The sequence below is a fragment of the Myxococcus sp. NMCA1 genome (assembly GCF_026810205.1).
In the GTDB taxonomy this organism is placed as follows: Bacteria; Myxococcota; Myxococcia; order Myxococcales; family Myxococcaceae; genus Myxococcus; species Myxococcus xanthus_A.
The window spans coordinates 7,434,593-7,460,986 of record NZ_CP113950.1 but is presented as its reverse complement, the minus strand read 5'-3'; the positions used below and the strand labels follow the sequence as shown (position 1 = coordinate 7,460,986).

Annotated in this window: 19 protein-coding genes; 7 read left to right on the top strand and 12 right to left on the bottom strand. The window is 69.6% G+C overall.

Annotation, left to right across the window (positions count from 1 at the left end; genetic code table 11):
• Positions 1-27 precede the first annotated feature (27 nt).
• From OZ403_RS30785 to OZ403_RS30750, 8 genes are all read right to left on the bottom strand, one after another.
• Positions 28-1,662 (bottom strand): sodium:solute symporter family transporter, encoded by a 1,635-nt coding sequence (locus tag OZ403_RS30785; protein WP_140876978.1) that lies wholly within the window; start codon positions 1,660-1,662, stop codon positions 28-30.
• Positions 1,663-1,669: 7 nt separating this feature from the next.
• Positions 1,670-1,954 carry a DUF485 domain-containing protein gene (locus OZ403_RS30780; protein ID WP_140794854.1) on the bottom strand — a complete coding sequence of 95 codons (285 nt, stop codon included), beginning with the start codon at positions 1,952-1,954 and terminating at the stop codon, positions 1,670-1,672.
• 16 nt (positions 1,955-1,970) lie between these two features.
• The gene (gene acs / locus OZ403_RS30775; RefSeq protein WP_140856761.1) at positions 1,971-3,935 is read right to left on the bottom strand and encodes an acetate--CoA ligase; all 1,965 of its coding nucleotides are present in this window, start codon (positions 3,933-3,935) and stop codon (positions 1,971-1,973) included.
• A gap of 28 nt (positions 3,936-3,963) precedes the next feature.
• Entirely contained in the window at positions 3,964-5,070 is a 1,107-nt protein-coding gene (locus tag OZ403_RS30770; protein ID WP_237079908.1) for a hypothetical protein, read from the bottom strand.
• 154 nt (positions 5,071-5,224) lie between these two features.
• Complete coding sequence (locus tag OZ403_RS30765) at positions 5,225-6,052, bottom strand: hypothetical protein (RefSeq protein WP_140794851.1); 828 nt, start codon at positions 6,050-6,052, stop codon at positions 5,225-5,227.
• A gap of 136 nt (positions 6,053-6,188) precedes the next feature.
• Positions 6,189-7,571 (bottom strand): sigma-54-dependent transcriptional regulator, encoded by a 1,383-nt coding sequence (locus tag OZ403_RS30760; protein WP_268782438.1) that lies wholly within the window; start codon positions 7,569-7,571, stop codon positions 6,189-6,191.
• Positions 7,568-10,540 (bottom strand): ATP-binding protein, encoded by a 2,973-nt coding sequence (locus OZ403_RS30755; protein WP_268782437.1) that lies wholly within the window; start codon positions 10,538-10,540, stop codon positions 7,568-7,570. Before OZ403_RS30755 ends, OZ403_RS30760 begins: the two co-directional genes overlap by 4 nt.
• Positions 10,537-10,731 carry a hypothetical protein gene (locus OZ403_RS30750; protein WP_140794848.1) on the bottom strand — a complete coding sequence of 65 codons (195 nt, stop codon included), beginning with the start codon at positions 10,729-10,731 and terminating at the stop codon, positions 10,537-10,539. The genes OZ403_RS30755 and OZ403_RS30750 overlap by 4 nt, the downstream gene beginning before the upstream one ends.
• Positions 10,732-10,971: 240 nt before the next feature.
• On the opposite strand from OZ403_RS30750, the gene OZ403_RS30745 reads away from it, so the two are divergent.
• The 3 genes from OZ403_RS30745 (at position 10,972) to OZ403_RS30735 (ending at position 14,090) form a co-directional block, all read left to right on the top strand.
• Entirely contained in the window at positions 10,972-12,153 is a 1,182-nt protein-coding gene (locus OZ403_RS30745; protein WP_268782436.1) for a GNAT family N-acetyltransferase, read from the top strand.
• Positions 12,154-12,230: 77 nt separating this feature from the next.
• Entirely contained in the window at positions 12,231-13,226 is a 996-nt protein-coding gene (locus OZ403_RS30740) for an NAD-dependent epimerase/dehydratase family protein (RefSeq protein WP_140794846.1), read from the top strand.
• Between the two features lie 3 nt (positions 13,227-13,229).
• The gene (locus tag OZ403_RS30735; RefSeq protein ID WP_268782435.1) at positions 13,230-14,090 is read left to right on the top strand and encodes a WGR domain-containing protein; all 861 of its coding nucleotides are present in this window, start codon (positions 13,230-13,232) and stop codon (positions 14,088-14,090) included.
• A gap of 67 nt (positions 14,091-14,157) precedes the next feature.
• Here OZ403_RS30735 and OZ403_RS30730 read toward each other — a convergent pair whose 3' ends face one another.
• On the bottom strand, positions 14,158-15,003 hold the full coding sequence (locus tag OZ403_RS30730; protein WP_237077564.1) for a hypothetical protein: 846 nt from the start codon (positions 15,001-15,003) through the stop codon (positions 14,158-14,160).
• A gap of 169 nt (positions 15,004-15,172) precedes the next feature.
• On the opposite strand from OZ403_RS30730, the gene OZ403_RS30725 reads away from it, so the two are divergent.
• Positions 15,173-16,378, top strand: coding sequence for a substrate-binding domain-containing protein (locus OZ403_RS30725; protein ID WP_140799726.1), 1,206 nt, complete (start codon positions 15,173-15,175; stop codon positions 16,376-16,378).
• A 27-nt stretch (positions 16,379-16,405) separates the two neighbouring features.
• Here the strand turns inward: OZ403_RS30725 and OZ403_RS30720 are convergent, their stop codons facing one another.
• Together OZ403_RS30720 and OZ403_RS30715 are read right to left on the bottom strand one after the other, a co-directional pair.
• Positions 16,406-17,203, bottom strand: a complete 798-nt coding sequence (locus OZ403_RS30720; RefSeq protein ID WP_140794842.1) for a M14 family metallocarboxypeptidase — start codon at positions 17,201-17,203, stop codon at positions 16,406-16,408.
• A gap of 93 nt (positions 17,204-17,296) precedes the next feature.
• Positions 17,297-17,740, bottom strand: a complete 444-nt coding sequence (locus OZ403_RS30715) for a Spy/CpxP family protein refolding chaperone (protein ID WP_237079906.1) — start codon at positions 17,738-17,740, stop codon at positions 17,297-17,299.
• A 382-nt stretch (positions 17,741-18,122) separates the two neighbouring features.
• On the opposite strand from OZ403_RS30715, the gene dnaE reads away from it, so the two are divergent.
• The 3 genes from dnaE to OZ403_RS30700 all read left to right on the top strand — a co-directional run bounded on the left by dnaE (position 18,123) and on the right by OZ403_RS30700 (position 23,648).
• Positions 18,123-21,680 (top strand): DNA polymerase III subunit alpha, encoded by a 3,558-nt coding sequence (gene dnaE, locus OZ403_RS30710; RefSeq protein WP_140794840.1) that lies wholly within the window; start codon positions 18,123-18,125, stop codon positions 21,678-21,680.
• 21 nt (positions 21,681-21,701) lie between these two features.
• Positions 21,702-22,529, top strand: coding sequence for a crotonase/enoyl-CoA hydratase family protein (locus OZ403_RS30705; protein ID WP_140794839.1), 828 nt, complete (start codon positions 21,702-21,704; stop codon positions 22,527-22,529).
• Positions 22,530-22,610: 81 nt separating this feature from the next.
• Complete coding sequence (locus tag OZ403_RS30700; protein ID WP_140856743.1) at positions 22,611-23,648, top strand: prephenate dehydrogenase/arogenate dehydrogenase family protein; 1,038 nt, start codon at positions 22,611-22,613, stop codon at positions 23,646-23,648.
• Between the two features lie 18 nt (positions 23,649-23,666).
• Here the strand turns inward: OZ403_RS30700 and OZ403_RS30695 are convergent, their stop codons facing one another.
• Complete coding sequence (locus OZ403_RS30695) at positions 23,667-26,303, bottom strand: U32 family peptidase (protein WP_268782434.1); 2,637 nt, start codon at positions 26,301-26,303, stop codon at positions 23,667-23,669.
• Positions 26,304-26,394 lie beyond the last annotated feature (91 nt).

Below are 26,394 nucleotides of genomic sequence, written 5' to 3'. Positions count from 1 at the left end.
ACCCGTGTCCCAGGGGAATGCCCGTCCTCAGGCCTTGGCTTCGCTGCCCGTGGCGGCGGGGCGGGACTGCTCCGCGGCCGGCTTCGATGCCACCGACGCCACCGCGGGGGCCGGCTGGGGCACCCCCACGTGCATCCGGTGCTTCACCTCGGCGAAACGGGAGGCGGACTCGTGCTCGGGGAAGAGCAGCGACACCACCGCGCCGACGATGAACGCCAGGGGAATGGTGATGACGCCCGGGTTGCGCAGGGGGAACAGTGCGGACGTGTTGCCCAAGAGGTCCACCTGCACCGTGGGGGACAGGAAGATGAAGAGCACCGAGCTGATGGCGCCCGTCAGCATGCTGGCCACCGCGCCATTCGTGGTGAACTTCTTCCAGGCCATGGACAGGAGCAGCGCCGGGAAGTTGGCGCTCGCCGCGATGGCGAAGGCCAGGCCCACCATGAAGGCCACGTTCTGCCCCTTGAAGACCACGCCCAGGATGATGGCCAGGACGCCCAGGAAGAGGCTGGCCAGCCGGGCCACCTTGAGCTGCTCCGCCTCGGGGGCCTGACCCTTGCGCACCACGCTGGACCACAAGTCATGGGACAGCGCCGCTGCGCCGGACAGCGTCAGGCCGGCCACCACCGCCAGAATCGTGGCGAAGGCGACGGCGGAGATGAAGCCCAGGAAGCCCGTGCCACCCACGACCTCGGCGAGCATGGGCGCCGCCATGTTGCCGCCCTTGTCCACGCCGGTAATCGCCTGACGGCCCACCAGCACGGACGCGCCGAAGCCCAGGATGAACGTCACCAGGTAGAAGTAGCCGATGAGCCCCGTGGCGTAGAAGACGCTGCTGCGCGCCGCCTTTGCGTCCGGCACCGTGTAGAAGCGCATCAGGATGTGCGGCAGGCCCGCGGTGCCGAACATCAGCGCCACGCCCAGGGAGATGGCCTCCAGCGGGTTGTTCACCAGCTTCCCAGGTGCCAGCACCTCCGCGCCGTATTGGGTGGCGGCCTCGTTGAAGAGCCGCAGCGGGCTGAAGCCGAACTTGGACAGCACCATGCCCGCGAGCCCCGTGGCGCCCGCCAGCAGCAGCACCGCCTTGACGATCTGCACCCACGTGGTGGCAATCATCCCGCCGAAGAGCACGTAGAGAATCATCACCGCGCCCACGATGATGACCGCCATCTCGTAGGATAGGCCGAACAGCAGGTGGATGAGATTGCCGGCGCCCACCATCTGCGCAATCAGATAGAAGCTGACCACGGTGAGCGTGCCCACTGCGGCCGACAGCCGCACCGGGGTCTGCTTCAGCCGGTAGGCCACCACGTCCGCGAAGGTGTACTTGCCCAGGTTGCGCAGGGGCTCGGCGATGAGGAACGTCACGACCGGCCAGCCCACCAGCCAGCCCACGGAGTAGATGAGCCCGTCGAAGCCGGACGTCGCCACCAGGCCCGCGATGCCCAGGAAGCTGGCGGCGCTCATGTAGTCGCCCGCGAGCGCGAAGCCGTTCTGCGCCGCGCTCACGCCGCCGCCCGCGGCGAAGAACTCCGAGGTCGTCTTCGTCTTGCGTGCCGCCCAGTACGTAATCGCCAGGGTGATGCCGACGAAGATGAGGAAGAACAGGATGGCCGTCGCGTTCGGCTGGCCGAGCTGCGTCGTCGTTTCTGCCGGGTTCATGCCTGCCTCACTTCCCACCGCGGAGTTGGTGCAGGGCGCGGTCGTACTTCCCGTTCGCCCACAGCATGTAGATGCCCGTCAGCGCCCAGGCCGCGACGATGACCAGCGCGCCCAGCAGGATGCCAATGGACAGGCCGGGGACGAGCTGCTGCCCCATGAGCGGCTTGTTGAACGCCACCAGGAGGATGAAGCCCAGGTACGCCACCAGCGTCGTCATGGTGAGCACGCCGGCCACGCGCCAGCGCGCCGCCGCGAGTGCTTCCAGCGCTTCCTCATTCGGATTCGTGGACATGTGGTTTCTTCTCCGGTCAGCGCTTCGCCTGTGGGGGGGTGGCCTTCGCGAGCAGTTCGTCGAGCACCGCCGGGTCCGCCAGGGTGCTGGCGTCACCCAGGTTCTCCACCTCGCCCGAGGCAATCTTGCGGAGCATGCGGCGCAGAATCTTCCCGGAGCGCGTCTTCGGCAGGCCGTTGACCAGCACCACCCGGTCCGGCGTGGCGATGGGGCCAATGACATGCCGGACCTGCTCCTTGAGCGCGCCCACCATTTGCTCGGAGCTGGACTCCTGCCAGTCCGGCTTCACCGTGACGAACGCGCACACGCCCGTGCCCTTGAGGTCGTGCGGGAAGCCCACCACCGCGGCCTCGGCGACGGCCTCATGGGCCACCAGCGCGCTCTCCACCTCGGCGGTGCCCAGGCGGTGCCCGGAGACGTTGAGCACGTCATCCACGCGGCCGGTAATCCAGTAGTACCCGTCCTCGTCGCGGCGGCACCCGTCACCGGTGAAGTACAGGTTGGGGAAGCGCGCGTAGTACGTCTCCTTGAAGCGCTGGTGGTGGCCGTACAGCGTGCGGGCCTGCCCCGGCCACGAGCGCGCCAGGCACAGGTTGCCGCTGACGCCGTTGCCTTCGATGACGCGGCCCTCGTCGTCCACCAGCACCGGCTCCACGCCGAAGAAGGGCAGGGTGGCGGAGCCCGGCTTGGTGGGCGTGGCCCCCGGCAGCGGCGCAATCAGGATGCCGCCCGTCTCCGTCTGCCACCACGTGTCCACCACCGGGCAGCGGCCTTCGCCCACGACGTCGTGGTACCAGCGCCACACCTCCGGGTTGATGGGCTCGCCCACGCTGCCCAGGAGGCGCAGCGACTGGCGCGAGGACTTCTTCACCCACGCGTCGCCCTCCTTGATGAGCGAGCGCAGCGCGGTGGGCGCGGTGTAGAGGATGGTGGCCTTGAGGTCGTCCACCACGCGCCACAGCCGCCCCGCGTCCGGGAAGGTGGGCGTGGACTCGAACATCACCGTGGTGGTGCCGTTCATCAGCGGCCCGTAGAGGATGTAGCTGTGGCCGGTGACCCAGCCCAGGTCCGCCGCGCAGAAGTAGACGTCCTCCGGCTGGATGTCGAAGACGTAGCGGAACGTGGTGGCCGCGTAGACGAGGTAGCCGCCCGTGGTGTGCAGCACGCCCTTGGGCTTCCCCGTGGAGCCGGACGTATAGAGGATGAAGAGCGGGTCCTCGGAGTCCATCCACTCCGCGGGACAGACGCCGCGGTGCTTCGCCATCTCCGCGTCCAGCCAGTAGTCGCGGCCGGCGAGCATGGGCACATCCTTGCCCGTGCGGCGCACCACGAGGATGGACTCCACCAGGGACAGGCCCTCCACGGCCTCGTCTGCGATGGCCTTGGTGGCCACGAACTTGGGGCCTCGCGGACCTTCGTTGGCGGTGATGAGCACCTTGGCGCCGGAGTCGAGAATCCGCTCGCGCAGGGCCTCCGATGAGAAGCCGGCGAACACCACGGAGTGCACCGCGCCGATGCGCGCGCACGCGAGCATGGTGTAGGCGAGCTCCGGCACCATGGGCAGGTAGATGCAGACGCGGTCGCCCTTGCGCACGCCGTGCGCCTTCAGCACGTTGGCCACGCGGCCCACGTGGTGCTGGAGGTCGCGGTAGGTGATGGATTCGTATTCGCCCGGCTCGTTCTTCGCCCAGATGATGGCGACCTTGCCAGGGCGCTCCTTGGCGTGCCGGTCGATGCAGTTGTAGGCCGCGTTGAGCTTGCCGCCGCCGAACCAGGAGAAGTCCACCTGTTCGGCGTCCAGGTCCATGATGGCGTCTGGCTTGTGGAACCAGGTGAGCTGTTCGGCCATCTCACCCCAGAAGGCCTCGGGCTGCTGGATGCTGCGCTGGTAGAGGCGCTGGTAGTCCTCCAGGCTCTTCACGTGGGCTTTGCGGCTGAAGGCGTCCTTCGTGGGAATGAGCGCGTCCTGCGTCTGGGCCATCGTCGGCATCCTTGGGAGTGGAGGAGGGTTAGTAGAAGAGCTGTAGCTGGCTCGTGCCCGTCACGGAGGCACGCGCCTGGGAGATGTCGCCCGTCCACGCGACGGCGACCTCTGTCCGGAGGTTGAGCGTGTGCTTCTGGAACCAGATGTTGAAGCCGGGCTTGAGCGCGAGCAGGTCCTGGCCGTCCACGCGCGCCTTGAAGTACTCGCCGGAGATGAGCGGCTGGAGCTTGCCGAAGCGCCAGCCCGTCTCCGCGTAGAAGCCCGTGCCGCTCTGTGGGTTGTCCAGGCCCTGGCGGTAGTGGAAGAGGGTGGCGTTGAAGACGAACTCCTGGTCGTTCGCCAGGGGCACGTCGAGGAACACGTCCGCGGCCGTGCCCAACGAGTCATGGAGACCGGACTCCGTGGCCACTGCTTTGGGCTGGTAGTCGGCGCCGATGCCCACCGACAAGCGCGGCTCGGAGGCGAAGTAGATGCCTTGGAAGAAGAGGTCCTCCTCGCGCGTGAAGAAGTTCCAGCGCGCCATCGCCGTGACGCGAGGCAAATCGTCCGGGTTGAGCACGGTGCCATCCGGGGTCGTCTTGCCGTTGACGCCATTGAAGATGGCGGCCCGGAAGCCCAAGGGGCCGGCGAAGCCGCGGACCTGCACGCCGATGTCCCGCCACACCTTGCCCACGCCAGGTGCCCAGCGGACCAGGTTGGAGTGGTAGTCCACTGCCTGCAACGCGATGGCGCCCTGGAGGACATGGCGCGTCAGCGGCGGCAGCAGCATGCCCACGTCAATCCAGACTTTCTCCGCCACCTCGTAGGAGATGAACGCGTCCTGGATGAAGAAGGCGACGTTCCAGTCGCCGTTCTTGCCGTAGTTGGGCTGGTCCGTTTCGGCGAAGAACGACAGTTTCTGGGTGATGTTGCCGAAGACGAGCAGGCGCGTGCGCCGCAGGAACATGTCGGAGCTGGGGCCGCCGGACGGCGCGCCTTTGTCGACAATCTGGAGCTGCGGCTGCAGGAGGATGGCGACGTTGAGGTAGGACTCCTCGCTGAGGGGAATCTTGAATGCGCTCGACGGAGTGGCTGACAGCAGGACCGCGAGCGCGGCCATGAACGACAGCATGCGTGCGGGGGCAGTGCGCATGCTCCAGCACAGAGCAACGTGTCTGCCAACGCCCCGCGCTCGGAGATTCAAGACGTTGCAGGTTGGCTCGGCGCGTCAGGACGTTACCGAAGGTGACGTTCGCGTTACCGCGGTAACGCTTCGTGCGCTGCGTCGTAACGCTTCGCGCGCGGCGTCAGGTCTGCTTGGAGTTCGAGTGGTCGCCTGTCTTTCCTAGCAGGTATCCACCATGGCTGATGGCCAGCAGGGCGAGCATGCCTTGCGACAGGGCGGGCATCGCGCTGGTCATCCCGCGCGCCACCGACATGGCCACGTCCATGAAGTAGCCCACCGCGGCGATGAGCGTGAAATAGAACATCTGCACCTTGGCCAGGTCGATGTGCGCGGTGTTGCCCACCTCGTCTCCCTGGAACATGTCCGCCATGCGCGCGTCCGTCATGTTCGCGTTGGCGTAGAGCACGCCCTGGCGGTGAGCGTCGATGTCCTCGGTCGCCTCCGCGAGCTGGACGGAGGTGTTCTGCACCAACTTCTCGTCCGGGCTGCGCGCGCGCTTGCCGCCCAGCACCAGCGGTGTGCCCAGCAGGGACGTGGTGGAGATGCCCATGGCAATCCAGAGTTCCTGGGGGATGTCGACCCCCACGGCGTTGGACGCGCCTGACTTCGCGCGGGAGAGCGTCATCGTCAGGTAGCCCGCCATCACCACCACGGTCCACACGAGCGCCTGGAAGCGGGAGAGGCTCATCAGGTTGCGCTCACTGATGAGAAGCGCCAGCGGTACGCCCGCGATGGCCTTGCCCAACACCAGCAGGAAGCCGGTGAGCATGGCGGCCGTTCCGAGCAGGTTCCATCCCGGAGGCAGGAACCACGTCGTGGTGAGGACGGCCATGGGCATGACCGTGGTGAGCACCACCATCCGCCCGTACTCCGCGCGAGGAATGACGCCAACGACTTCCCCCGCGCGATTGCCAGCCCCACTGCCAATCACAGGCACGCTGTCTGCCATGAGTTCCCCCCTGGGGTGTGTTGGCGGGAATCCTAGCGATGGGGCGCGGCGGGCGTTCCGCCGTGCCGGGGCGGCGCCCATGGCGGACGGGCTTCCAGCACCGGGGGGCAGTGGACAGGCGCGCGGGCGCCGTGCCTCAGGCGCGCGTGCGAGGGATGCCCAGCTTCTGGCGCTTCTCCCACAAAGCCTTGCGGCTGATGCCCAGGCGCTTCGCCAGCTCCGTCTCGCCCATGTGCTCCTGGTGCTCCATGACGAAGCGGCGGAAGTACTCCTCCATGGAGTCCGGTGAGGCGCCGCTGGCTTCCTCGGCGGCGGCAGGGCTTGTGTCGGTGGACTCGGTGGACGCTCCGATGCTGTCCGCCGTGTCGGGCAGCTCCAGCGCCAGGAGTCCCGCTGTCACCACCGGGCCATCCGCGAGGATGACGGCGCGCTCCAGGGCGTTCTCCAGCTCGCGCACGTTGCCCGGCCAGGGATGGGAGGTGAGCGCTTCCAGGGCCTCGGGAGACAGGCTCGCCGTGGGACGGCCGACCTTGCGGCTGGCCTTCTCCAGCAGGTGTCTGGCCAGCGCGGGCACGTCCTCCGGGCGCTCCCGCAGCGGCGGCAGGCGAATCTCCACCACGCGCAGGCGGAAGTAGAGGTCCTGACGGAAGGACCCCTCCTGCACCCGGCGGGGCAGGTCCCGGTGGGTCGCCGCGACGATGCGCACGTCCACCTTTCGGGGCCGCGTCGCGCCCACTCGCCGCACTTCGCCGTCCTGGAGCATGCGCAACAGGCGCGCCTGGGCGGGCGCGGGCAGCTCGCCAATCTCGTCCAGGAAGAGCGTGCCGCCGTGCGCCGCCTCCACGAGCCCCGGGTGCGCGGCCTGCGCGCCGGTGAAGGCGCCCTTCTCGTGGCCGAACAGCTCGCTCTCCAGCAGGCCTTCGGGAATGGCCGCGCAGTTCACCGCCACCAGCGGCCCGTCCGCCCGGGGGCTCTGGGCGTGGAGGGCCCGCGCCACCAGCTCCTTGCCCGTGCCGGATTCGCCCAGCACCAGCACGGTGGCGGGGGAGGGCGCCACCTTGCGGACGCGCTCGAAGACCTCGCGCATCGCGGCGCTGTTGCCCACCATGCCGCTGACGGGGTGGGCCTGCTCCACCTCGCGCTTGAGCGCCGCGTTCTGCCGCGTCAGCAGGCCTTCGCGCAGCACCCGCTCCACCTGCATCAGCAGCTCGTCGTGGTCGAAGGGCTTGGCGATGTAGTCCACCGCGCCCAGCTTCATCGCGTCCACCGCCGACTTCACGGTGGCGTAGCTGGTCATGATGAGCACCGGCACACCCGGACACATGGAGATGATGTCCGTCCCCGGGGCGCCCGGCAGGCGCAGGTCCGACAGCACCAGGTCGAACGAGTCCAACGGGTAGTCGCTCGACGCCTCCTGGACCGAGCCCGCCTCGGACACGTCATGCCCCGCGCGCACGAGCAGCCGGCGCAGCTCCGTGCGGATGATGGGCTCGTCTTCGATGACCAGGATGCGGCTCATGCCGGGGACTCCCGCTCGGGGTTCACGCTGGCTTCCATCCGGCGTGGCTCCGGAAGGCTCACCACGACGCTAGTCCCTCCCCCCTGCCGCTTGTCCACCTGCATCGTTCCACCGTGCTCTCGGACGATGCCCGCCGCGAGCGCCAGGCCCAGGCCCGTTCCCTCGCCGGGGCCCTTCGTGGTGAAGAAGGGCTCGAACACGCGCTGCGCCAGCTCGGTGGGAATCCCGTGTCCCCGGTCCATGACGCGCAGGCGCACCGCGCCACCGTCGGTGTCCGCTTCCAGCTCCACCACGCCGTGCTCGGGTGAGGCGTCCATCGCGTTGGTCAGCAGGTTGACGAGCACCTGCTCCAGCCGCTGCGCGTCGCCTTGCACCTCCAGGCCCTCTGGACAGCGATGCTCGAAGCTCACCCCATGCTGCTTGCGCGCCAGCCGCGCCAGTTGCACGGCTTCGCTCAGCAGTGGCGCCACGGCGACGCGCGTGAAGGGCCGCGCCTGTCCGCCCACCGTGCCTTCGTGGCTGAAGCCCACCAGCGTCCGGACGATGGCGTCGATGCGTCGGCACTGCTGGAGGATGAGCCCCGCGCGCTCCTGCACCGCCGCCGGGTCCTCCAGCTCGTACTTGAGGTTCTGCGTCAGGCTGGCGATGGCCGTCAGCGGGTTGCCAATCTCATGGGCCACGCCCGCGGCCACGCGCCCCAGCGAGGCCAGCCGGTCCTGATGCGCCATGCGCGCGTCAACGGCCTTTCGTGCCGTGAAGTCCTCCACCAGGAGGGCCATGCCCTCGGACGTGCCCGTGCCCTGCTCCGCGGGAGAGAGCCGCGAGCGGTGCAGCCGGAGGATGCGCTCGACGGCCGCCACGGTGACACGCGTCTCCGTGTCTCCGTCCACACCGCTGGCGAAACCGGACAGCAGCGGGCCCCAGGGCGCGGGCAGGGCCTCCAGGGGATGGCCACGCACTGTGTCCACTGGCACGCCGGAGAGCTGCTCGAGCGTCGCGTTCCAGATGACGACCTCACCATCCGGCCCCACGGCGCAGACGCCCACCGGAAGGTCCTCCAGGATGCGGCGCAGGTAGCGGCGCACGGCCTCCAGTGCGGGCACCGGGCCTTGCAGTCCCCTCGCGTCGCGAAGGCGCTCCTCGACGAAGCGGAGTTGTTCGGCCAGGGCCGTGCGCGCGCCGGGCTCCAGCCGCAGCGCCTCCTCCACCGTCATCCGCGCGAGCACGGGGCCCAGCAGGCCCGACAGGTTTCGCTCCACGCCGTCGCGCAGGCGGCGCAGCTCGGAGGGCCGGCGCTCGTCCTGCGGCAGCGACAGGGACTTCAGCGCCCGGTCCACCTCCGCCGTCGCGGCCTCCTCACCCAGCAGCGGGGCCAGCTTGCGACGGAACTCGTCGGGCGAGCCCGCCACCACGCCACCCGCGGCGGGCGCGGCCTCCTCGCGTGTGCAGGCCCGCGCGGCCTCCGCTTCCTCGGCGGACTGGCGCGTCGCCAGCGACACGCCGATGAAGGCCAGCCCGTTGAGCGTGAGCGATGCGAAGGTGGCGAAGCCCCAGGGCTCACTGTCGGAGAACCCGAGCAGCGCCGCCATGCGGTGCGTCCACGCGACGACGCCCGGCGACGCCCACAGGGGCACCACCAGCGTCAGGAACCACAGGCTGGCGCCCACCGCCAGGCCCGTCAGCAGCCCGGCGCGCGTGCCTCGCTTCCAGAACAGCAGCCCCAGCACGCCCGGGATGAACTGCGCCACCGCGACGAAGGACACCAGCCCCAGGTCCACCAGCCCCGTGCCGCGGATGTTCAGCAGCCAGTGGAAGCCGTAGCCGGCCAGGATGATGATGCCGATGAGCAGCCGGCGCGCCCACAGCAGCCAGCCGTAGAGATGCGGCTGCCCGCGTGCGTAGCCCAGCGGCAGCACCAGGTGCGTGAGGCACATGGGCGCCAGGGCCAGCGTGGTGACGATGACCATGGCGCTGGCCGCGGAGACGCCGCCCAGGAACGCGCCCAGCGCCAACCACGTGGCGCCGCGCGACGCGGGCACCGCCAGCACGTGGAAGTCCGCGGGCCAGGGCAGCCCCAGCGCCTCGCCGCTCCAGAGCACCACGGGGACCACCAGGTTCATCACCAGCAACAGGAGCGGGAAGGCCCAGGTGGCGGTGGCCAGTCCCTCTCGCTCCGGGGCCTCGGTGAAGGCCACGTGGTAGCTGCGAGGCGTGAGGAACGCGGCCGCGCAAGAGAGCACCAGCAGCGGTGACCAGGAGGCATCCCGCGCCGGGCGCTGGAGCCCTTCGATGGCCTCTGGATGCGCGTCCACCCAGGCCAGCAGCCCGTCCACGCCGCCGAACACGTTGGAGACCGCCCAGACGCCCACGGCCACCAGGGCGACGAGCTTCACCGCGGACTCGAAGGCGATGGCCAGCATCAGGCCTTCGTGCCGCTCGCGCGGGGTGAGGTGCCGTGCGCCGAAGAGGACGGAGAAGACGGTGAGGACCGCGCAGAAGCCGAGGCCCACCAGCGTGGGAGACGCGGAGGGACTGAGCACGCGCGCGGACTCCACGACGGCCCGCACCTGGAGCGCCAGATAGGGCAGGCTGCCCGCCAGCAGGAACAGCGTCACCGCCGTGCCGGTGGACTGCCCCGGGTAGCGGAAGGCCAGCACGTCCGCCAGCGAGGTGAGTTGCAGCTCGCGGGACAGGCGCAGCAGCGGGCGCCACAGCACGGGAATCAGCAGGCACGCCAGGGTGACGCCCAGGTAGATGCCCAGGTAGCGGAAGCCATGCCGGGCCGCGTAGCCCACGCTGCCGAAGTAGGACCACGACGTGGCGTACACGCCCAGGGCCAGCGCGTAGACGAGCGGATGCTGGGTGATGCGCGCGGGGATGGCGCCTCGCTCCGCCGCATAGGCCACCAGGAAGAGCACCAGCAGGTAGGCGACGGACGCGGCGACGAGCGAGCCGAGCTCGAGCGTCATGGGCCACGACTCCGGCGCGCCGCCCAGCCGCCCAGGAGGATGACGCCCAGCCACACCGCGAAGGGCAGGTACCCCGGCGCGCCCTCCGCCAGCCAGAGCCGGCGCAGGGGGGAGCCGAAGAGGAGCACCGCGACGGCGAAGACGAGCAGCGACGGCATCACGGGGGCGTCGGGCTCGGTAGGGCGCTTCATGGCGGCGAGGATACCAGCCGTGTCGCCTTCGGGTGACGAGGCCGCCACGTGCGTCGTGTGGAAGCGGTGGGCCGGTTCGCCGGGCGCGGGAGGAGCAGCCTCACGGCGCACCTGCTGTCCGGACGCGGGCGCACGGGCCTGCCTGGCCGTGGATTGTGGCTCGACAGGCAGGCCGGGCCGTCGTGAGAATGTGGGCGGCCGAGAGGCGCCTGCGTGCGCCATCGGTGAACGGAGATGCGCGTGGAGACGCAGCCTGGCGACTTCGGACCGCCGCGAGACGAACGTGAGATGGCCGCCGTCGCGGACATCATGATGCAGTCGTATGCCATGTCCCCCGCCGACAGCGCCGCCTGGGTGCAGCGGGCGTCGCGGCCGGACCTGCGGTTGTTGCGCGAGGGCGGCGAGGTGGCGGCCACGCTCGTGCTCATCCGCATGGGGCAGTGGTACGGCGGGCGAAGCGTGCCCGTCATCGGCGTGGGCGGCGTGGGCGTGTCTCCCGTCCACCGGGGGCGCGGCACCGCCACGCGACTGATGCAGCACCTGCTGCGCGAGGCCCGCGCGACGGGCGCCCCGCTGTCGGTGCTCTATCCCGCGACGCAGCCGCTCTACCGGCGCGTGGGTTACGAGCACGCGGGCACGCGGCAGGAGATTCGCATCCAGGTCCCATCGCTGGACTTCAGTGAGCGGACGTTGTCGCTCCGGCCCATCGAGGAGAAGGACACGCAGGCCATCGTCCTGAGCTACCAGCGCCACGCGCGTCACCGGCCGGGCTGGCTGGACCGTGGGGACTTCTCATGGGGCCGCGTCCGCAACATGCGTGGCGAGGTGGCACATGGCTACCTGGTGGAGGGCCGCGCCGGTGTGGAGGGCTACCTCTACGTCATCCGCCGGCCGCTCAAGGACTTCAAGCAGGAGCTGTTCCTCGCTGACGTCGTGGCCCATACGCCCGCGGCGGCGCGGAGGATTCTGAGCTTCCTGGGGGACCACCGCTCCCTGGCCACGGACGCCTTCTGGTACGGCGGCGTGGACGATCCGCTGCTCCTGCTGCTGCGCGAGCAGACGTACTCGGTGAAGCTGTACATGCACTGGATGGTGCGGGTTCTGGACGTGGCCTCCGCGCTGGAGGCACGCGGCTGGCCGGAGGGGCTCACGGGTACCCTCCATCTGGACGTCGAGGACGACCTCTTTCCGGAGAACCAGGGCCGCTTCGTGTTGGAGGTCTCGGACGGTCAGGCGCGCGTCCGCCGTGGCGGCGACGGAGGTCTGCGGCTGCACGTGCGGCAGTTGGCGCCGCTGTACACCGGTCACCTGTCCGCGGAGTCGCTGCGGGCCATGGGCGCGCTGGAGGGCGATGATGCCTCGGTGCGCGCGGCGAACAGTCTCTTCGCCGGGCCGCCGCCCTCCCTGCGCGACATGTTCTGAACCGGGCCGGGCGCTCTATCGGGCCCGGCGCGGGAGTGCTAGGAGCGCGAGCAGTCCTTCCCAGGAGCGTGCGGGCAATGCGGGCATTCGTCACCGGTGGTTCAGGCTTCGTGGGAAGGCACCTCCTCACCGCGCTGAAGGTGCGCGGGACGCCCGCTCGGGCCCTGGCGCGCTCCGCCGCGGCGCTGGCCTCGGTGACGGAGGCCGGCGCCGAGCCCTTCGAGGGCGACCTGTCGGACGTGGAGAAGCTGAAGGCGGGCATGGAGGGCTGTGACACCGTCTTTCATTGCGCCGCGGTGGTGAAGGGCTGGGGCGCGCGCAGCGAGTTCTACGAGACGAACGTGCGCGGCACGGAGCGGGTGCTGGAGGCGGCGCGCGCCGCGGGCGTCAAGCGGTTGGTCCACGTCAGCACGGAGGCGGTGCTGGCGGATGGCTCGCCCCTGGAGCGGGTGGATGAGACGATGCCCCTGCCCGAGCGCCCCATTGGCGACTACCCCTCCACCAAGGGCGAGGCGGAGCGCCGGGTGCTCAGCGTGAATGCCCCGGATTTCGCCACCGTGGCGGTGCGTCCCCGCTTCATCTGGGGCGCCGGTGACACGTCGCTGCTGCCGCAGTTCCAGGAGGCGGTGCGGACCGGGCGCTTCCGGTGGTTCGGCGGCGGCCGTTACCTGACGTCCACCTGCCACGTGGCCAACTGCGTGGAGGGCATGCTGCTGGCGGCGGAGAAGGGCCGCGGCGGCGAGGCCTATTTCCTCACCGACGGGGAACCCGTGGAGTTCCGAGGCTTCATCACCGCCATGCTCGCGACGCAGGGCGTGGACGCGGGCGAGCGCACCCTGCCATATGGCGTGGCCGCGACGGTGGCCACGGTGGGGGACTTGCTGTGGGGCACCTTCGGCCTGGGCGGCAGGCCTCCGCTCACCCGCACCGAGGTGCTGCTCATGGGGCGCGAGGTGACGGTGCGGGACGACAAGGCCCGCCGGGAGCTGGGGTACGAGGGCCGCCGCTCCCGTGAAGAAGGGCTCCGCGAGATGAAGGCGGAGCATCAGGGCACGGCGTCGCGTATGCTCTGAGGCATGCGAAGGTTCGAGTTCGTGGAAGGCTCCAGCTCCAAGTTCTGGGAGCCGGAGTTCAAGGGCAACACCTTCATCGTCACCTTCGGCCGCATCGGCACCGCCGGTCAGCGGCGGGAGAAGGCTTTCGCGGACGAAGCCGGCGCCCGGAAGGAATACGAGAAGAAGGTCGCTGAGAAGCTGCGCGAGGGGTACCGCGAGGTGACGGAGGGCGGCGCCCCCGAGGCCGCGCCCGCGCCGCCGTCCGCGCCGAAGAAGGCGGAGTTGCCCCGTCGCGTGCCCGCGGCCACGCCCACACCCGAGGCGCTGAAGGCCGCCGCCGAGGCCCTGGCCGCGCTCCGGGCTCGGCTGGGGTGGCGGAGCTGGGAGGTGACGTCGCGGGCCCGGCGTGCGAAGCGCGCGCTGCGGGCCCTGGGCGGCGTGGACCCCGCGGCCCACGCGGAGCTGGCGGGCACCTTCACCGCGCTGATGGAGCGCGTCGTCGCTCCCAGGAAGGATGGCCGGCTCCCGCTGCGGCACGCGCTGGCGTTGCTGGGCGAACTGGACGTGGCTGCATTCACCCGCGCGGCCGAGGTGTGGCTCGCCGCGCCGGACGCCGTCCCCGCCGCGACGACCGTGGCCCGGCAGGCGTCGGCGCTGGGGCAGCCCGAGCTGGCGCTGCGCATGGGCATGCTGCTGGCGGAACGCCCCGGTCAGGCGGGCGCGCCTTCTGAGGAAGGGTGGAGCAAGCGGTGGACGCATCTGCGGCCGCACGTGGAGGAGCAGCTGTCCTCCAGCGGTGGCTCGTTGGCCACCTGGGCGCAGTCCGTCGATGCCGCGAAGGACGCGCACCTGGCCAGCCGGTTGGCTCGGCTGCAGGCGTGAAGCGCCGGCGTCGCTGGCTGCTGGGCGCGCGTGGGCGGGCCCCACGCGCTCCAGGGGAAACGGTGGGCTAGCCCGGGCCGCCGTTGCCGACGGGCGCGGACGACTTCTTGGCGGCGCCCTGGCCCGAGGAGGAGACGCTGTCGGGCTGACGGTCCATCTCCGCCGTCGGGTAGTCGCGCGCGGCTTCCAGGTAGGACTGGGGTTTGATGCGCCGGCGCATGCGCGACGTCAGGTTGTCGGGCTGCACGAGCACGGGCTCACCCTCGGCGCGCTGCTCCACCACGTGGCCGTCGCAGAAGCGCCACAGCTTGCGGCCGTCCACCTCCTGCCGGGCGTAGTACAGGTCCGGCTGCCCCACCTGGGGATTGGGCGGGCACCACGTGCGGCGGGCGGCCTCCTCCCGCTCGGGCGTCTCCGCGCGCCACTGCCGGCGGGCATTCTTCAGCGCCACCTCCGCCAGCACCTTGGGCCCTTCTTCCAGCCGGGCATCCACCTCCGTCAGCAGCTCGTGGCCCCGACGGGCAATCTCCGGGAAGGCCCCGGTGTTGCGGAAGCCGCACTCCTTCAGCCGGTTGAGCGTGTAGCGGTGCACCTCCATGAGGGGAGGAAGGGACTCGGTGGCCTCCCGCATCATCGCCATTTGCTGGGCGTGGTCCGGCGCGTCCAGCTTGGAGAGGTTCTCCGTCTCCCGGAGGAAGCGGGCCATCGTTCCATTCACCGTCGTCAGCTCGTCCGCCAGCCACCGCGGCTCCGAGGACGCACAGGGGTCCGCCTTCGCCTTCTTGTAGTCCCGGTAGTCCGCTCGGGACATGCCGAGCGAATAATGCTCCACCGGAGGAGCGGGCCTGGTCGCGCACGCGCTCAGCGCCGTGCCCAGGCCCGCGAGCACGAGCTGCCGAATGATTGCCGTCATCCGCCCATTCTGACATGTCATTTGTGTTCAAACAAACGTGCGAAATCGGACGCTTCGGGGCCAGGCCCGGATTCCGAGGCGGACGTGCCGCCCCTGTACGGCGTCGCGGAGGTTGCCTACAAGACTGCTCAGGCGCAGAGCACCCGTTCCCAGAAGGGCGAGCCGGTACATGAAGCCCGCGGTCCTCATCATCATCGGGGTGCTCACGGCGTTGGGTGGGGCCCTCTACCTGTCCTCGCGGCGCGCCGCGGAGCGCGGCGCGGGGGAGGCACGTCCCGCGGCGCAGGCGCCCGTGTCCACCCGCGCGGTGCGGACGGAAATCACGTTCCTCTACAGCTCGGAGAAGAAGGCGTGGGTGGAGGAGGCGGCGGCGGACTTCCAGAAGGCGCATCCGCTCATCCGGGTGAACCTGGTGGGCCGGGGCTCACTGGAGGCCGCGCAGGCCATCCTCGAAGGCCGTGAGCGGCCCACCGTGTGGAGCCCCGCCGACAGCGCGGTGCTGCGGATGCTGGAGTCGGACTGGGCCACGGACGCCACGCGCGAGCCGCTGTTCGCCTCGGAGGGCGAAGCGGCGCCGCGGCCGTTGGTGAAGACGCCGCTCGTCTTCGTGGCGTGGGAGGACCGGGCGGAGGTGCTCCAGCGCGCCAGTGGTGGGGGCGCGGTGTCCTGGAAGGTCATCCACGACGCGGTGGCCAGCGACCAGGGCTGGCCCGCGGTGGGCGGCCAGCCGGAGTGGGGCTTCGTGAAGCTGGGCCACACGGACCCCACGCGCTCCAACTCCGGGCTCCAGGCGCTGCTGCTGGCGTCGCTGGAGTTCTACGGCAAGCAGAGCGGACTGACGGTGGCCGACCTGCTGGAGCCGCGGTTCCAGACGTGGCTGAGCCAGTTGGAGCGGGGCACGGGCCGCTTCGAGCAGTCCACGGGCGCGCTGATGGCGGACATGGTCCGCTTCGGCCCGGCCCGCTACGACATCGCCGTGGTGTACGAGAACCTGGCCATCGCCCAGCTCTCCCAGCCGCCGGGGAACTGGGGGGCGCTGAAGGTCCTGTATCCGACGCTCACGTCCTGGAGCGACCATCCGGCGGCGGTGCTGGAAGGGGACTGGGTGCTGCCCCGCCAGCGTGAGGCCGCGCTGGAGTGGCTGCGCTATCTGCACAGCCGGCCGGTGCAGCAGCGCGCGCTGGCCTTCGGCTTCCGCCCCGCGGATGCCTCCGTGCCGCTGACGTCACCCGGCGAGGACAGCCCCTTCCCCCCGCTGGCCGCGCGCGGTCTCCAGGTGGACGTGCCAGACGGCGCGGAGGTCCCCGAGGGCGCGGTGGTCCGCAACCTCCTCACGCTGTGGTCGCGGCGGGTGGGCAACGCGCGGTCGCCGTAGCCGGCCGCTTCGCCCGGTGCGCCGCCGTCAGCCGCCGCGCGCCACCAGGTCGATGAAGCCGCGAATCCAGATGAGATTCACGGCGTCGCAGATGTCACGTGGTGTCGGCGTCGTCGTCTCCAGCGCGGCCGTGTAGGGCACGCCCTGGCGTGAGTACCAGTCGGTGACGCTGCCGTCGTGGTACTCGATGAGGCCGTCCGCGTCGGTGACGCTGTGGTCGTCCACCTTCTGGCTGCGCACCACCGCGACGTGCTTCGCGCTGGCCTCCACCAGCGGGCGGTAGGCGGCCTTGTCTCCGAAGGTGTACGCGTACGTCGACGCGCCGCCCAGGTAGTCATCCTGGTGGATGTCGAGCGCGGCGGCCGGAGCGGCATAGCGCGCCAGCTCGCTGCGTATCGCGCGCGTCTCCTTGGGGCCGCCGTCATACAGCGCCCAGCGGAGGATGGGCCGCGCGACGTTCAGCTCGCCCACCCACTCCCCGGGGGCGACTTCGTAGCGGAGGAAGTCGTTGTTGGGCTTCTCGCCGCTGCGGTTGTACCGGGTACCCGCCTCGAAGCCGGACGGGTTGATGCAGGGGTAGACGCGCAGCCCCACGCCGCGCTCCACCGCGTACGCCGCCACCGCCGGGAAGTGCTCGGCCAGGGTGAGGGGACCGGCGGGTTCCTCCCCGTGGAAACCGGAGGTGATGACCAGCCAACGCTCTCCCGGGACGACGAGCCGGAAGAGGGGGTAGTCCTGGTCCCCTTCCGTCACGCGGCCGTATTCGGAGACGTCCGCGACCTGAGCGTGGGCGCGGATCCGCTTTGCGTAGTCGGTGTAATTCACGCACCTAAACTAGCCGTGCTCCGCCGCCCCGCCCACCCTTTCCCGCAAGCACACACCCCACCTGTCCTGACGCCACGGTGGCGTGCGCGTGGACTACGGTCCTACGTGTTCGCGGAACTGTTCGGCCAGCTCCTTGCGCTGCTGCGGCGTCAGCGTGCCGTGGACCTCCAGGGCGGCGTCTGTCGCCTGGTGAGCGAAGGCGCGCATGGCCTCGATGCGCGCGTCCACCAGTGCGTGGAGCTTCTGCCGGTCCGGCGTGTCCGACGCGAGCTGTTGGAAGGCCTCCTCGCGCACCGCGCGGTGCTCCTGCATCAGCTGCACCCCGTCGGAGAACAGGCGGTCCTTCACCGCGTGGATGGACTGGCGCTGGGACTCGGTGGCGTCCAGCGTGTCCAGCTTGTCGTCGAGCTTCCACGTCACCAGTTGCTTCACGCGCTCCGGGTCCTTGCCCCAGCGGGGGCCTCCCCGCAGCGCGAAGCCGCTGAGCAGCGCGACGGCGAGCATCGCGGAACCGACCACGGCGAACCTCTTCATCATGGCTCTCTCCTGGGTGGAGCGCGGACGGCTCCACGTGAAGTCGCCACCACTCGCGGCGACGGTGGGCAATGTGCCGGCCCGCCGTTGCTGGGATTTGTACGAGGCGTGAAGAAGTATGAAGCCGCCCGTACGCTCACCGGGCCAGGGGCCACGTCCCGGCGCCCGAGGCTTGGACGCATCGTGACTTCCACGGAGACGGGCGGTGGGAAGGGCGGGCCGTTAGCCTTCCGTCCAGGGCTTCCGCTCGTGGCGGAACGCCGCAAGAGGCCGATTTTCCGGCCTCGCCCGCGCTTCTCCGCCAGGGGCAACACTGGACTGGCGAGCAGGGGAGCACGGCCCTAGTGTTCGGCGGCACCCCGGCCTCCAGGAGCGGAACGCGCTTATGTCCTTTACCCACCTCCACCTGCACACCCTCTACTCGCTCCTCGATGGGGCGATCCGGATGAAGGACCTCATCAAGACGGTGAAGGAGAAGGGGATGAGCAGCGTCGCCGTGACGGACCACGGCAACATGTTCGGCGCCATCGACTTCTACAAGAAGGCGAAGGACGCCGGCATCAAGCCGATTCTGGGCATGGAGGCCTACGTCGCCGGACCGAAGGGGCGTGAGGACCGCTCCGAGAAGGTCTCCCACCACCTCATCCTGGTGGCGAAGAACGCGGAGGGCTACGCCAACCTGCGCTACCTCTCCTCCACGGCGTACATGCACGGGTTCTATTACCACCCGCGCATCGACAAGAAGGTGCTCGCCGAGCACAGCAAGGGCCTGTTCGCGCTCACCGCGTGCCTGGGGGGTGAAGTCACCAGCGCGTGCTTCCGCGGCGACATGGACCACGCCCGGCGCGCGGCGCAGGAGTACAAGGACATCTTCGACCCGGGGCACTTCTTCCTGGAGGTGCAGTCCAACGGGATGCCGGAGCAGGACAAGGCGAACGAGAACCTCAAGCAGCTCTCGCGCGACCTGGACATCCCGCTGTGCGCCACCGCGGACGCGCACTACATCAAGCGCGAGGACGCGCGCGCCCACGAGCTGCTCATGTGCATCGCCAGCGGCAAGACGCTGGCGGATGGCAAGCGCATGAAGCACTCCACGGACAAGCTCTACGTCACCAGTCCCACGGAGATGCTGGAGTTCTTCAAGGACACGCCCGAGGCGGTCCACAACACCCAGCGCATCGCCGAGCAGTGCAACCTGGAGCTCAAGCTGGGCAAGCCCATGCTGCCCACCTTCAAGGTGCCCGACAGCCACACGCCGGACAGCTACATGGCGGAGCTGGCGTATGAGGGCCTGCGCGAGCGCTTCAAGGAGCTGGCGGCCACTGTCACCTATCCCATCGACCGCGAGCAGTACCAGGCGCGGCTGGCGCTGGAGATTGGCGTCATCCAGAAGATGGGGTTCTGCGGCTACTTCCTCATCGTCCAGGACTTCATCAACTGGGCGAAGAAGATGAACATCCCCGTGGGCCCCGGCCGTGGCTCCGGCGCCGGCAGCCTCGTCGCCTACGCGCTGCGCATCACCGACGTGGACCCCATCCCGTACAACCTCCTGTTCGAGCGCTTCCTCAACCCGGAACGCGTGTCGATGCCCGACTTCGATATCGACTTCTGTCAGGACCGCCGGGACGAGGTCATCCAGTACGTCGGCCGCAAGTACGGCGAGATGAACGTGGGGCAGATCATCACCTTCGGTTCGTTGAAGGCGAAGAGCGTGCTGCGCGACGTGTGCCGCGTGTTCGCGCTGCCCTTCAGTGAAGGTGACCGCATCGCGAAGCTGGTCCCGGAGGTGCTCAACATCACCTTGAAGGAGGCCATCGAGATGGAGCCTCGCCTCAAGGAGATGATGGAGACGCCCTCCAACATCGGTGAGGTGGAAGGCAAGCCCGTCACCACGAAGGACGTGCTCGAAATCGCGCTCGCGCTGGAGGGCCTGCACCGCCAGCCCGGCATGCACGCCGCGGGCGTGGTGATTGCCGACAAGCCGCTGTGGGAGTTCGTGCCCGTCTACCAGCCGCCGGGTGAGAAGACGCTCATCACCCAGTTCGCCAAGGACGAGGTGGAAGCGGCCGGCCTGGTGAAGTTCGACTTCCTCGGTCTGAAGACGCTCACGGTGATTCAGCACGCGCTGGACCTGGTGAAGCGCAACCACGACAAGGACATCCCGCGGCACGAGATCCCGCTCAACGACGAGAAGACCTGGGAGCTGATGGCCAAGGGCGACACGGCCGGCGTCTTCCAGATGGAGTCCAGCGGCTTCACGGAAATGGTCGTGAAGCTCAAGCCGAACTGCTTCGAAGACGTCATCGCCGCCGGCGCGCTCTACCGCCCGGGTCCGCTGGACTCCGGCATGGTGGACGTCTTCATCAACCGCAAGCACGGCCGGGAGAAGGTGTCGTACCCGCACCCCGCGCTGGAGCCGGTGCTCAAGGACACCTACGGCGTCATCGTGTACCAGGAGCAGGTGATGCAGATTTCGCAGGTCCTGGGTGGCTACACCCTGGGCCGCGCGGACCTGCTTCGCCGCGCCATGGGCAAGAAGAAGGCCGAGGTCATGCAGGCCGAACGGGCCGGCTTCCTCGAGGGCTGCGCGAAGAACAACGTCGACCTCAAGGTCGCCGGTGAAATCTTCGACCTGATGGAGAAGTTCGCCGAGTACGGCTTCAACAAGAGCCACTCGGCGGCCTACGGCCTGGTCACCATCCACACGGCCTGGCTGAAGGCGCACTTCCCCTGCGAGTTCATGGCGGCCCTTCTCTCCAGTGAGAAGGACAACACGGACAAGGTGGTGAAGCACATCGGCGAGGCGCGCGAGTCGGGCCTTGAGGTGCTGCCGCCGGACGTGAATCAGTCCGACATGGAATTCGGCGCGGTGAGCGGGAAGATTCGCTTCGGCCTGGGCGCCATCAAGGGCGTGGGCGAGGGCGCCATCGAGTCCATCCTGGAGGCGCGCAAGGACGGCCCCTTCAAGAGCCTGTTCGACTTCTGCGAGCGCGTGGACAGCCGCAAGGTGAACCGGAAGGTGATGGAAGCGCTGGTGAAGGCGGGCTCCTTCGACTTCGAGAAGCGCTCACGCCGGCAGATTTTCGACACCATCGAGAAGGCGATGAACCGTGGCTCGGCCAGCCAGAAGGACAAGGCGGCCGGGCAGAGCTCGCTGTTCGGCATGCTGGCCGGCCCGTCCACGGATGGGGGGGGCGGCGGGCTGAAGGACGACTACGTCGAGGTGGAGGACTGGTCGGAGAAGGAGCGGCTGTCGCTGGAGAAGGAGGCCATTGGCTTCTACGTATCCGGCCATCCGCTGCACCAGTACGACAAGGAGCTGAAGCGCTACGCGCGGCCGATTACGGCGGTGCAGCGCGCGCGCAAGGACGACAAGCTCACGGTGGCGGGCATCGTCACGGTGCTGCGCGAGCGGCCCACGAAGACGGGCAAGCGCATGGCGTGGGTGACGATTGAGGACTTGTCCGGCTCCATCGAGCTGGTGTGCTTCCCGGGCAAGGACGGCACGCGCAACGTGATGGGCCGGGACGGCAAGTGGGCGAAGCAGGGGCCCAAGCCGGGGTTCGAGAACTGGGAGCACCTGCTCAAGTCGGACGACCCCATCCTGGTGTCCGGCACGGTGCAGATCAGCCAGCGTGACGAGGACTCGCCGACGCCGGAGCTCATCGTCGACGACATCCAGAGCCTCAAGGCGGTGCGTGAGAAGCGCACCAAGCGCCTGGAGTTGCGCGTGCCGGCGGACCTGCTCACGGAGGAGCGGGTGGCGAAGCTGCACGAACTGGCGAAGAAGTACGCCGGCGCCACGCCCGTGGCGGTGAGTGTGCTCTTCAAGGGCGAGGGCGAGGCGCTCATCGGCAACACGTCCATCAAGGTGCAGGTGAATGACGACCTGCTGCTCGCGGTGGACCGCCTGTTCGGCATGCGGGTGGTGGAGTTCGGCTGACGTCTTGAATCGGAGGCCTGAATGGACGGGACCTACAAGTCGCTGCGCATCGAGAAGAACGAAGGCGTCGCCGAGCTGGTGCTGACCGGCCCCGGCAAGGGCAACGCCATGGGGCCCGACTTCTGGCGGGAAATGCCCGAGGCCATCCGCGCGCTGGATGCGGATGACTCCGTCCGCGTCGTGCTGGTTCGCGGCGAGGGCAAGCACTTCACCTTCGGCCTGGACCTCATGGGGATGATGGAATCCCTGGGGCCGCTGCTCACCGGCGACGGCAACCTGGCCCTGGAGCGCTTGAAGCTGCTGTCGCTGATTGGCGACATGCAGCAGGCCACCGAGGGCATGGCCCGCTGTCGCAAGCCCGTCATCGCCGCCGTGCACGGTTGGTGCATCGGTGGCGGCATGGACCTCATCGCCGCGTGTGATTTCCGGTACTGCTCCCAGGACGCGAAGTTCTCCCTGCGCGAGGTGAAGGTGGGCATCGTCGCCGACCTGGGCGCGCTCCAGCGCCTGCCTCGCATCATCGGCGAGGGCCACACGCGTGAGCTGGCCTACACCGGTGGCGACGTGGACGCGGCGCGTGCCTTGCGCATGGGGCTCGTGAACGAGGTGTTCCCCTCGCCGGAGGCCCTGCTGGAGGAGGCCCGGGCGACCGCGAAACGCATCTCCGAAAATGCCCCGCTTGTCGTCCAGGGCGCCAAGCAGGTCATGGAGTACTGCGCGGACAAATCCATCGCGGATGGCCTGCGTTATGTGGCGGTATGGAACTCCGCGTTCCTCCAGTCCCATGACCTGGCCGAAGCCTTTTCCGCATTCGTGGAACGCCGACCCCCTCACTTTCAGGGGCGCTGAGCCCCCGGCCGTAGGGGCTTTCGTCCCGCGTGTTGCCGATGCGAGAATTCCAGGAACAGCTTGGATTCGGAGTCCGGCGACATGACGGAAAGCATCGCGCTGCTGGGGTACGGCCGCTTTGGCCGTGCCCTGTCTGGCCTCCTGCTGGAAGCGGGCATCTCGCATCGGGTGTTCGAGCCGCGCCAGGACGACGTGCCCGACGCGCTGAGGGCACCGACGCTCGCGGAGGCCGTCGAGGGCGCGGAGTTGGTGGTGCTCGCCATGCCCGTGTCTGGAATGCGCTCGGTGCTGGAGGCGCTTCGCCCGCGCCTGTCGCCCGCGCAGACGGTGCTCGACGTCGGAAGCGTCAAGGTGCGGCCCGTGCAGGTGCTGGCCTCCGTGCTGGGGCGGGACATCCCCTGGGTGGGCACGCATCCGCTGTTCGGCCCGGCCAGTCTGGCGAGGGGCGACCTGCCTCGCCGCACGGTGGTGTGCCCGAACGAGCTGCACCCGGAGGCCGTGCGCAAGGCCCGGGTACTGTTCGAACGCATCGGCTGTGAAGTGACGGAGTTGTCGCCGGATGCGCACGACGCGCTGATGGCGCGCACGCACGTGCTCACCTTCTTCCTGGCTCACGGACTGCTCAAGGCGGAGGCCGGAAAGGACCTGCCCTTCGCGCCGCCCAGCTTCCAGCCCGTGGCCCGCCTGGAGGAGTACGCACGGCTGGAGGTGCCCCATCTCTTCGGCGTCGTGCAGTCGGAGAATCCCTACGCGCGGGACGCACGGGTGCGGCTGCTGGATGCCCTCACGCGGCTTCACCTGGGTTGTGAATCAGGGCGCTCGGGCGCGCCGGAGCCTGTCGCCGCGCCGCCTGGGCTGACGGACGTCCGGGAGCGCGTGGATGCGTTGGACCGCGAGCTGGTGCAACTGCTGAATCGTCGCGCCCAGCTCATCCAGCAGGCGGCACACCTGAAGGCCGGGCATGGACTCCCGCTGCCAGACGCGGAGCGCGAGGCGAGCTTGCTGGAGACCCGGCGTCAGTGGGCCGCGGAGCAGGGGATGGACGCGGACGACACGGAAGACGTGTTCCGTGCCGTCCTGCGCTTCTCACGCCGTGCCGTGCCCACGCGCTCCCGTTGAACGCAGCGGGCTTCAGTGTCAGCGCTGCACGGTGAACGTGGGGTTGAGCACCTTCATCGTTCCCTTCGTCACACCGAACTGTTCATGCACCGCCGCGCGGCGCACGGTCTCGGCGGGGGAGATGCGGCCGGCCAGCAGCTCCTGATACGCGGAGAGCACGCGCGAAGCCTCCTCGCGAGACTCGCGCACGAACTCCACCCGGAAGCGCCGCACGCCCCGCGCGAGCAGCGACGGCACGAGCGACGCCGCGCTCTGCGCCTGCGCGTTGAACACCGTGTTCCGGCACCCCACGTCCACCACCACCGGATGCTCCAGCCCCTTGTGGTCTCTCAAGGACACACGGTGCTTCTCGCACGGCCGTCCACAGCTCCGGTAGTCACGCCCGTGGGACAGCGTGTGGGAATACACGCAGTGCTCGGTGTGGAACGTGGAGATGTGGTGGTGCACCGTCACCGTGAAGCGCTCCGCGGGCAGGTGCTCCAGCATGGCCCCGAGCTGCACCGCGTCCAGGTCATGCGCGAACGTCAGCGTGTCCAGCCCGAGCCCCAGCAGGTGCAGCGCCGTCACGGAGTTGGTGACGTTGAGTGAGAAGTCCGCGTGCAGGGCAGGGCGCGCCTCCCCGGGCGCGGGCGGCCGCTCCAGGAAGTGCATCATCGCGCCCCAGTGTCGCACGAGCACCGCGTCCGGCTTCAGCTTCGCGATGCGGGCGTCGTAGCCTTCCTCGCCCGGCTTCTGCACGCGCACCGTGGCAATCGTCACGCGCAGCCCCGCCGCGCGCGCACGCTCCACCGCGCGCTGCAGGCCCACCAGCTCCATCCAATCCAGCTCCACCTCGGGCAGGCCCGCGGCAATCACCGCTTCGAGCTGCTCGTCCGTGCGGCACAGGGGCAGCAAGCGCGCGTCCTCCACCGCCCGGGGCGCAGGCTGCACCCGCTCGCGCAGCGACGCGCGCAGGGGCTCCAACGTGGAGCCCTCGTTCACGGTCCGCACCGGACCGCGCGCCACGGCTTCCGACAGCTCCGCCACCAGGCGGCGACGCAGCGCCTTCATCTCCGACACTGGCAGATGCAGCCCCGCCGCCAGTCCGGACGTATCCAGCCCCGTCAGCGTGAAAGGCGTTCCGCCCAGCGCCGCCAGCTTGTCGCGCAGCAGCGCTTCGTCGAGGCCACCACCGCGCGCCTCGGCCAGCGGCACCTCGCTGGACACCGAGTAGACGTGTCCACCGCGCGCCCGGCCCAGCACCGTCAGCGGCGAACCGGCGGCGCCGGTCACGGTCAGCGCCAAGGGCACGCGGCCTTCGGGCTCGCCGCGCCCCAGCAGTTCCTCCGTGCGCTTCGCCAGGGCCGGGTCGCTCGTCATCCAGACGCGCTGGCCCGGCTTCACCCGGCCCATGTCCGGACCGGGATTGCCGAAGCCCAGCACCCACCCACGGCCCTTGCGCTCCACGCGGAACAGCGGGCCGCCGGGCTCGTGCTTGTCCTCGGGGTGCCCGTCGTCGAACACCACGCCCATGCCGGGCCGGGGCGACACCTCGGCCGCCACCGGTGTCGCCGTCTCCAGCGGAGAGGACACCTTGCCCACGGGCGCATCCGGGCGCGCCTTCTCGTTGTCCTGGCCCAGCCCGCCCGTCCAGGGACGGCCCTCCGTGTCGTCCACCACGCGCACGTCACGACCGTGCACGGACTCCACGCGGCCCAGGTACGCGCCCCGGTGCTTCGGGAAGCGCCCCTCCACCAGCGTCTGGTGGTCCGAGCCCGCGAAGAAGCCGTGCGAGAAGCCCCGGCTGTACGACAGCGTCATGTCCGCCAGGTCCTTGCGCAGCGCACCCGTGTCCGGCGTCCCCGCGGACACGCCATCCACCCAGCGCCGGTAACCCTGTACCGCCGTGGCGACGTACTGCGGCCCCTTCTGCCGGCCTTCAATCTTCAGCGAGTGGACGCCAATCTCCACCAACTGCGGCACCGCCATCACACCCGCGAGGTCCTTGGGGCTGAGCAGGTACTGCACGTCGCCCAGCTCCCGCGTCTGGCCATCCACCACCAGGTCGTACGGAAGCCGGCACGACTGCGCGCACTGTCCCCGGTTGGCGGAGCGTCCACCCCACGCCTCGCTGGTGAGGCACTGACCGCTCCACGACATGCAGAGCGCGCCGTGGATGAAGACCTCCAGCTCCACGTCCGTCTCCGACGCCAGCCGGCGAATCTCCGCCACGGACAGCTCGCGCGGCACCACCACGCGCGTGGCGCCCAGGCCCTTCGCGAAGCGCGCGCCTTCCGCGCTCGAAATCGTCATCTGCGTGGAGGCATGGACCTCCATCTGCGGACACACCGCGCGGGCCACCAGCGCAATCGCCGGGTCCTGGACGATGAGCGCGTCCACGCCAGCTTCGGCGATGCGGCGCAGGATGTTCTCCACCACCGGGAGCTCGGGCTCGAAGACCAGGGTGTTCAGCGTCAGATAGGCGCGGGCGCCGGCGCGGTGCACGAGCGCCAGCGTTCCGGGCAGGGTGGCGAGCGAGAAGTTCTCCGCGCGTGCGCGTGCGTTGAACCCTTCGTCCAGTCCGAAATAGATGGCGTCCGCGCCACTGGCGAGCGCGGCCTTCATCGAGTCGAGGTCCCCTGCGGGGGCGAGGATTTCGGGGCGGCGGCGGGTCATGGCGCGACCTCTAACACACGGCCCCTGGTTCCGCTGTCCGCCCGGCGAACGTCATGGACGCAGTGCGGCAGGTTTGTTCAAGTCCCTGCCC

Excerpts from the sequence above, each read along its gene's own strand:
- OZ403_RS30785 (WP_140876978.1), bottom strand. The coding sequence starts at position 1,662 with ATGAACCCGGCAGAAACGACGACGCAGCTCGGCCAGCCGAACGCGACG.
- OZ403_RS30780 (WP_140794854.1), bottom strand. The coding sequence starts at position 1,954 with ATGTCCACGAATCCGAATGAGGAAGCGCTGGAAGCACTCGCGGCGGCG.
- acs (WP_140856761.1), bottom strand. The coding sequence starts at position 3,935 with ATGGCCCAGACGCAGGACGCGCTCATTCCCACGAAGGACGCCTTCAGC.
- OZ403_RS30770 (WP_237079908.1), bottom strand. The coding sequence starts at position 5,070 with ATGCGCACTGCCCCCGCACGCATGCTGTCGTTCATGGCCGCGCTCGCG.
- OZ403_RS30765 (WP_140794851.1), bottom strand. The coding sequence starts at position 6,052 with ATGGCAGACAGCGTGCCTGTGATTGGCAGTGGGGCTGGCAATCGCGCG.
- OZ403_RS30760 (WP_268782438.1), bottom strand. The coding sequence starts at position 7,571 with ATGAGCCGCATCCTGGTCATCGAAGACGAGCCCATCATCCGCACGGAG.
- OZ403_RS30755 (WP_268782437.1), bottom strand. The coding sequence starts at position 10,540 with ATGACGCTCGAGCTCGGCTCGCTCGTCGCCGCGTCCGTCGCCTACCTG.
- OZ403_RS30750 (WP_140794848.1), bottom strand. The coding sequence starts at position 10,731 with ATGAAGCGCCCTACCGAGCCCGACGCCCCCGTGATGCCGTCGCTGCTC.
- OZ403_RS30740 (WP_140794846.1), top strand. The coding sequence starts at position 12,231 with ATGCGGGCATTCGTCACCGGTGGTTCAGGCTTCGTGGGAAGGCACCTC.
- OZ403_RS30735 (WP_268782435.1), top strand. The coding sequence starts at position 13,230 with ATGCGAAGGTTCGAGTTCGTGGAAGGCTCCAGCTCCAAGTTCTGGGAG.
- OZ403_RS30730 (WP_237077564.1), bottom strand. The coding sequence starts at position 15,003 with ATGACGGCAATCATTCGGCAGCTCGTGCTCGCGGGCCTGGGCACGGCG.
- OZ403_RS30725 (WP_140799726.1), top strand. The coding sequence starts at position 15,173 with ATGAAGCCCGCGGTCCTCATCATCATCGGGGTGCTCACGGCGTTGGGT.
- OZ403_RS30715 (WP_237079906.1), bottom strand. The coding sequence starts at position 17,740 with ATGATGAAGAGGTTCGCCGTGGTCGGTTCCGCGATGCTCGCCGTCGCG.
- dnaE (WP_140794840.1), top strand. The coding sequence starts at position 18,123 with ATGTCCTTTACCCACCTCCACCTGCACACCCTCTACTCGCTCCTCGAT.
- OZ403_RS30705 (WP_140794839.1), top strand. The coding sequence starts at position 21,702 with ATGGACGGGACCTACAAGTCGCTGCGCATCGAGAAGAACGAAGGCGTC.
- OZ403_RS30700 (WP_140856743.1), top strand. The coding sequence starts at position 22,611 with ATGACGGAAAGCATCGCGCTGCTGGGGTACGGCCGCTTTGGCCGTGCC.
- OZ403_RS30695 (WP_268782434.1), bottom strand. The coding sequence starts at position 26,303 with ATGACCCGCCGCCGCCCCGAAATCCTCGCCCCCGCAGGGGACCTCGAC.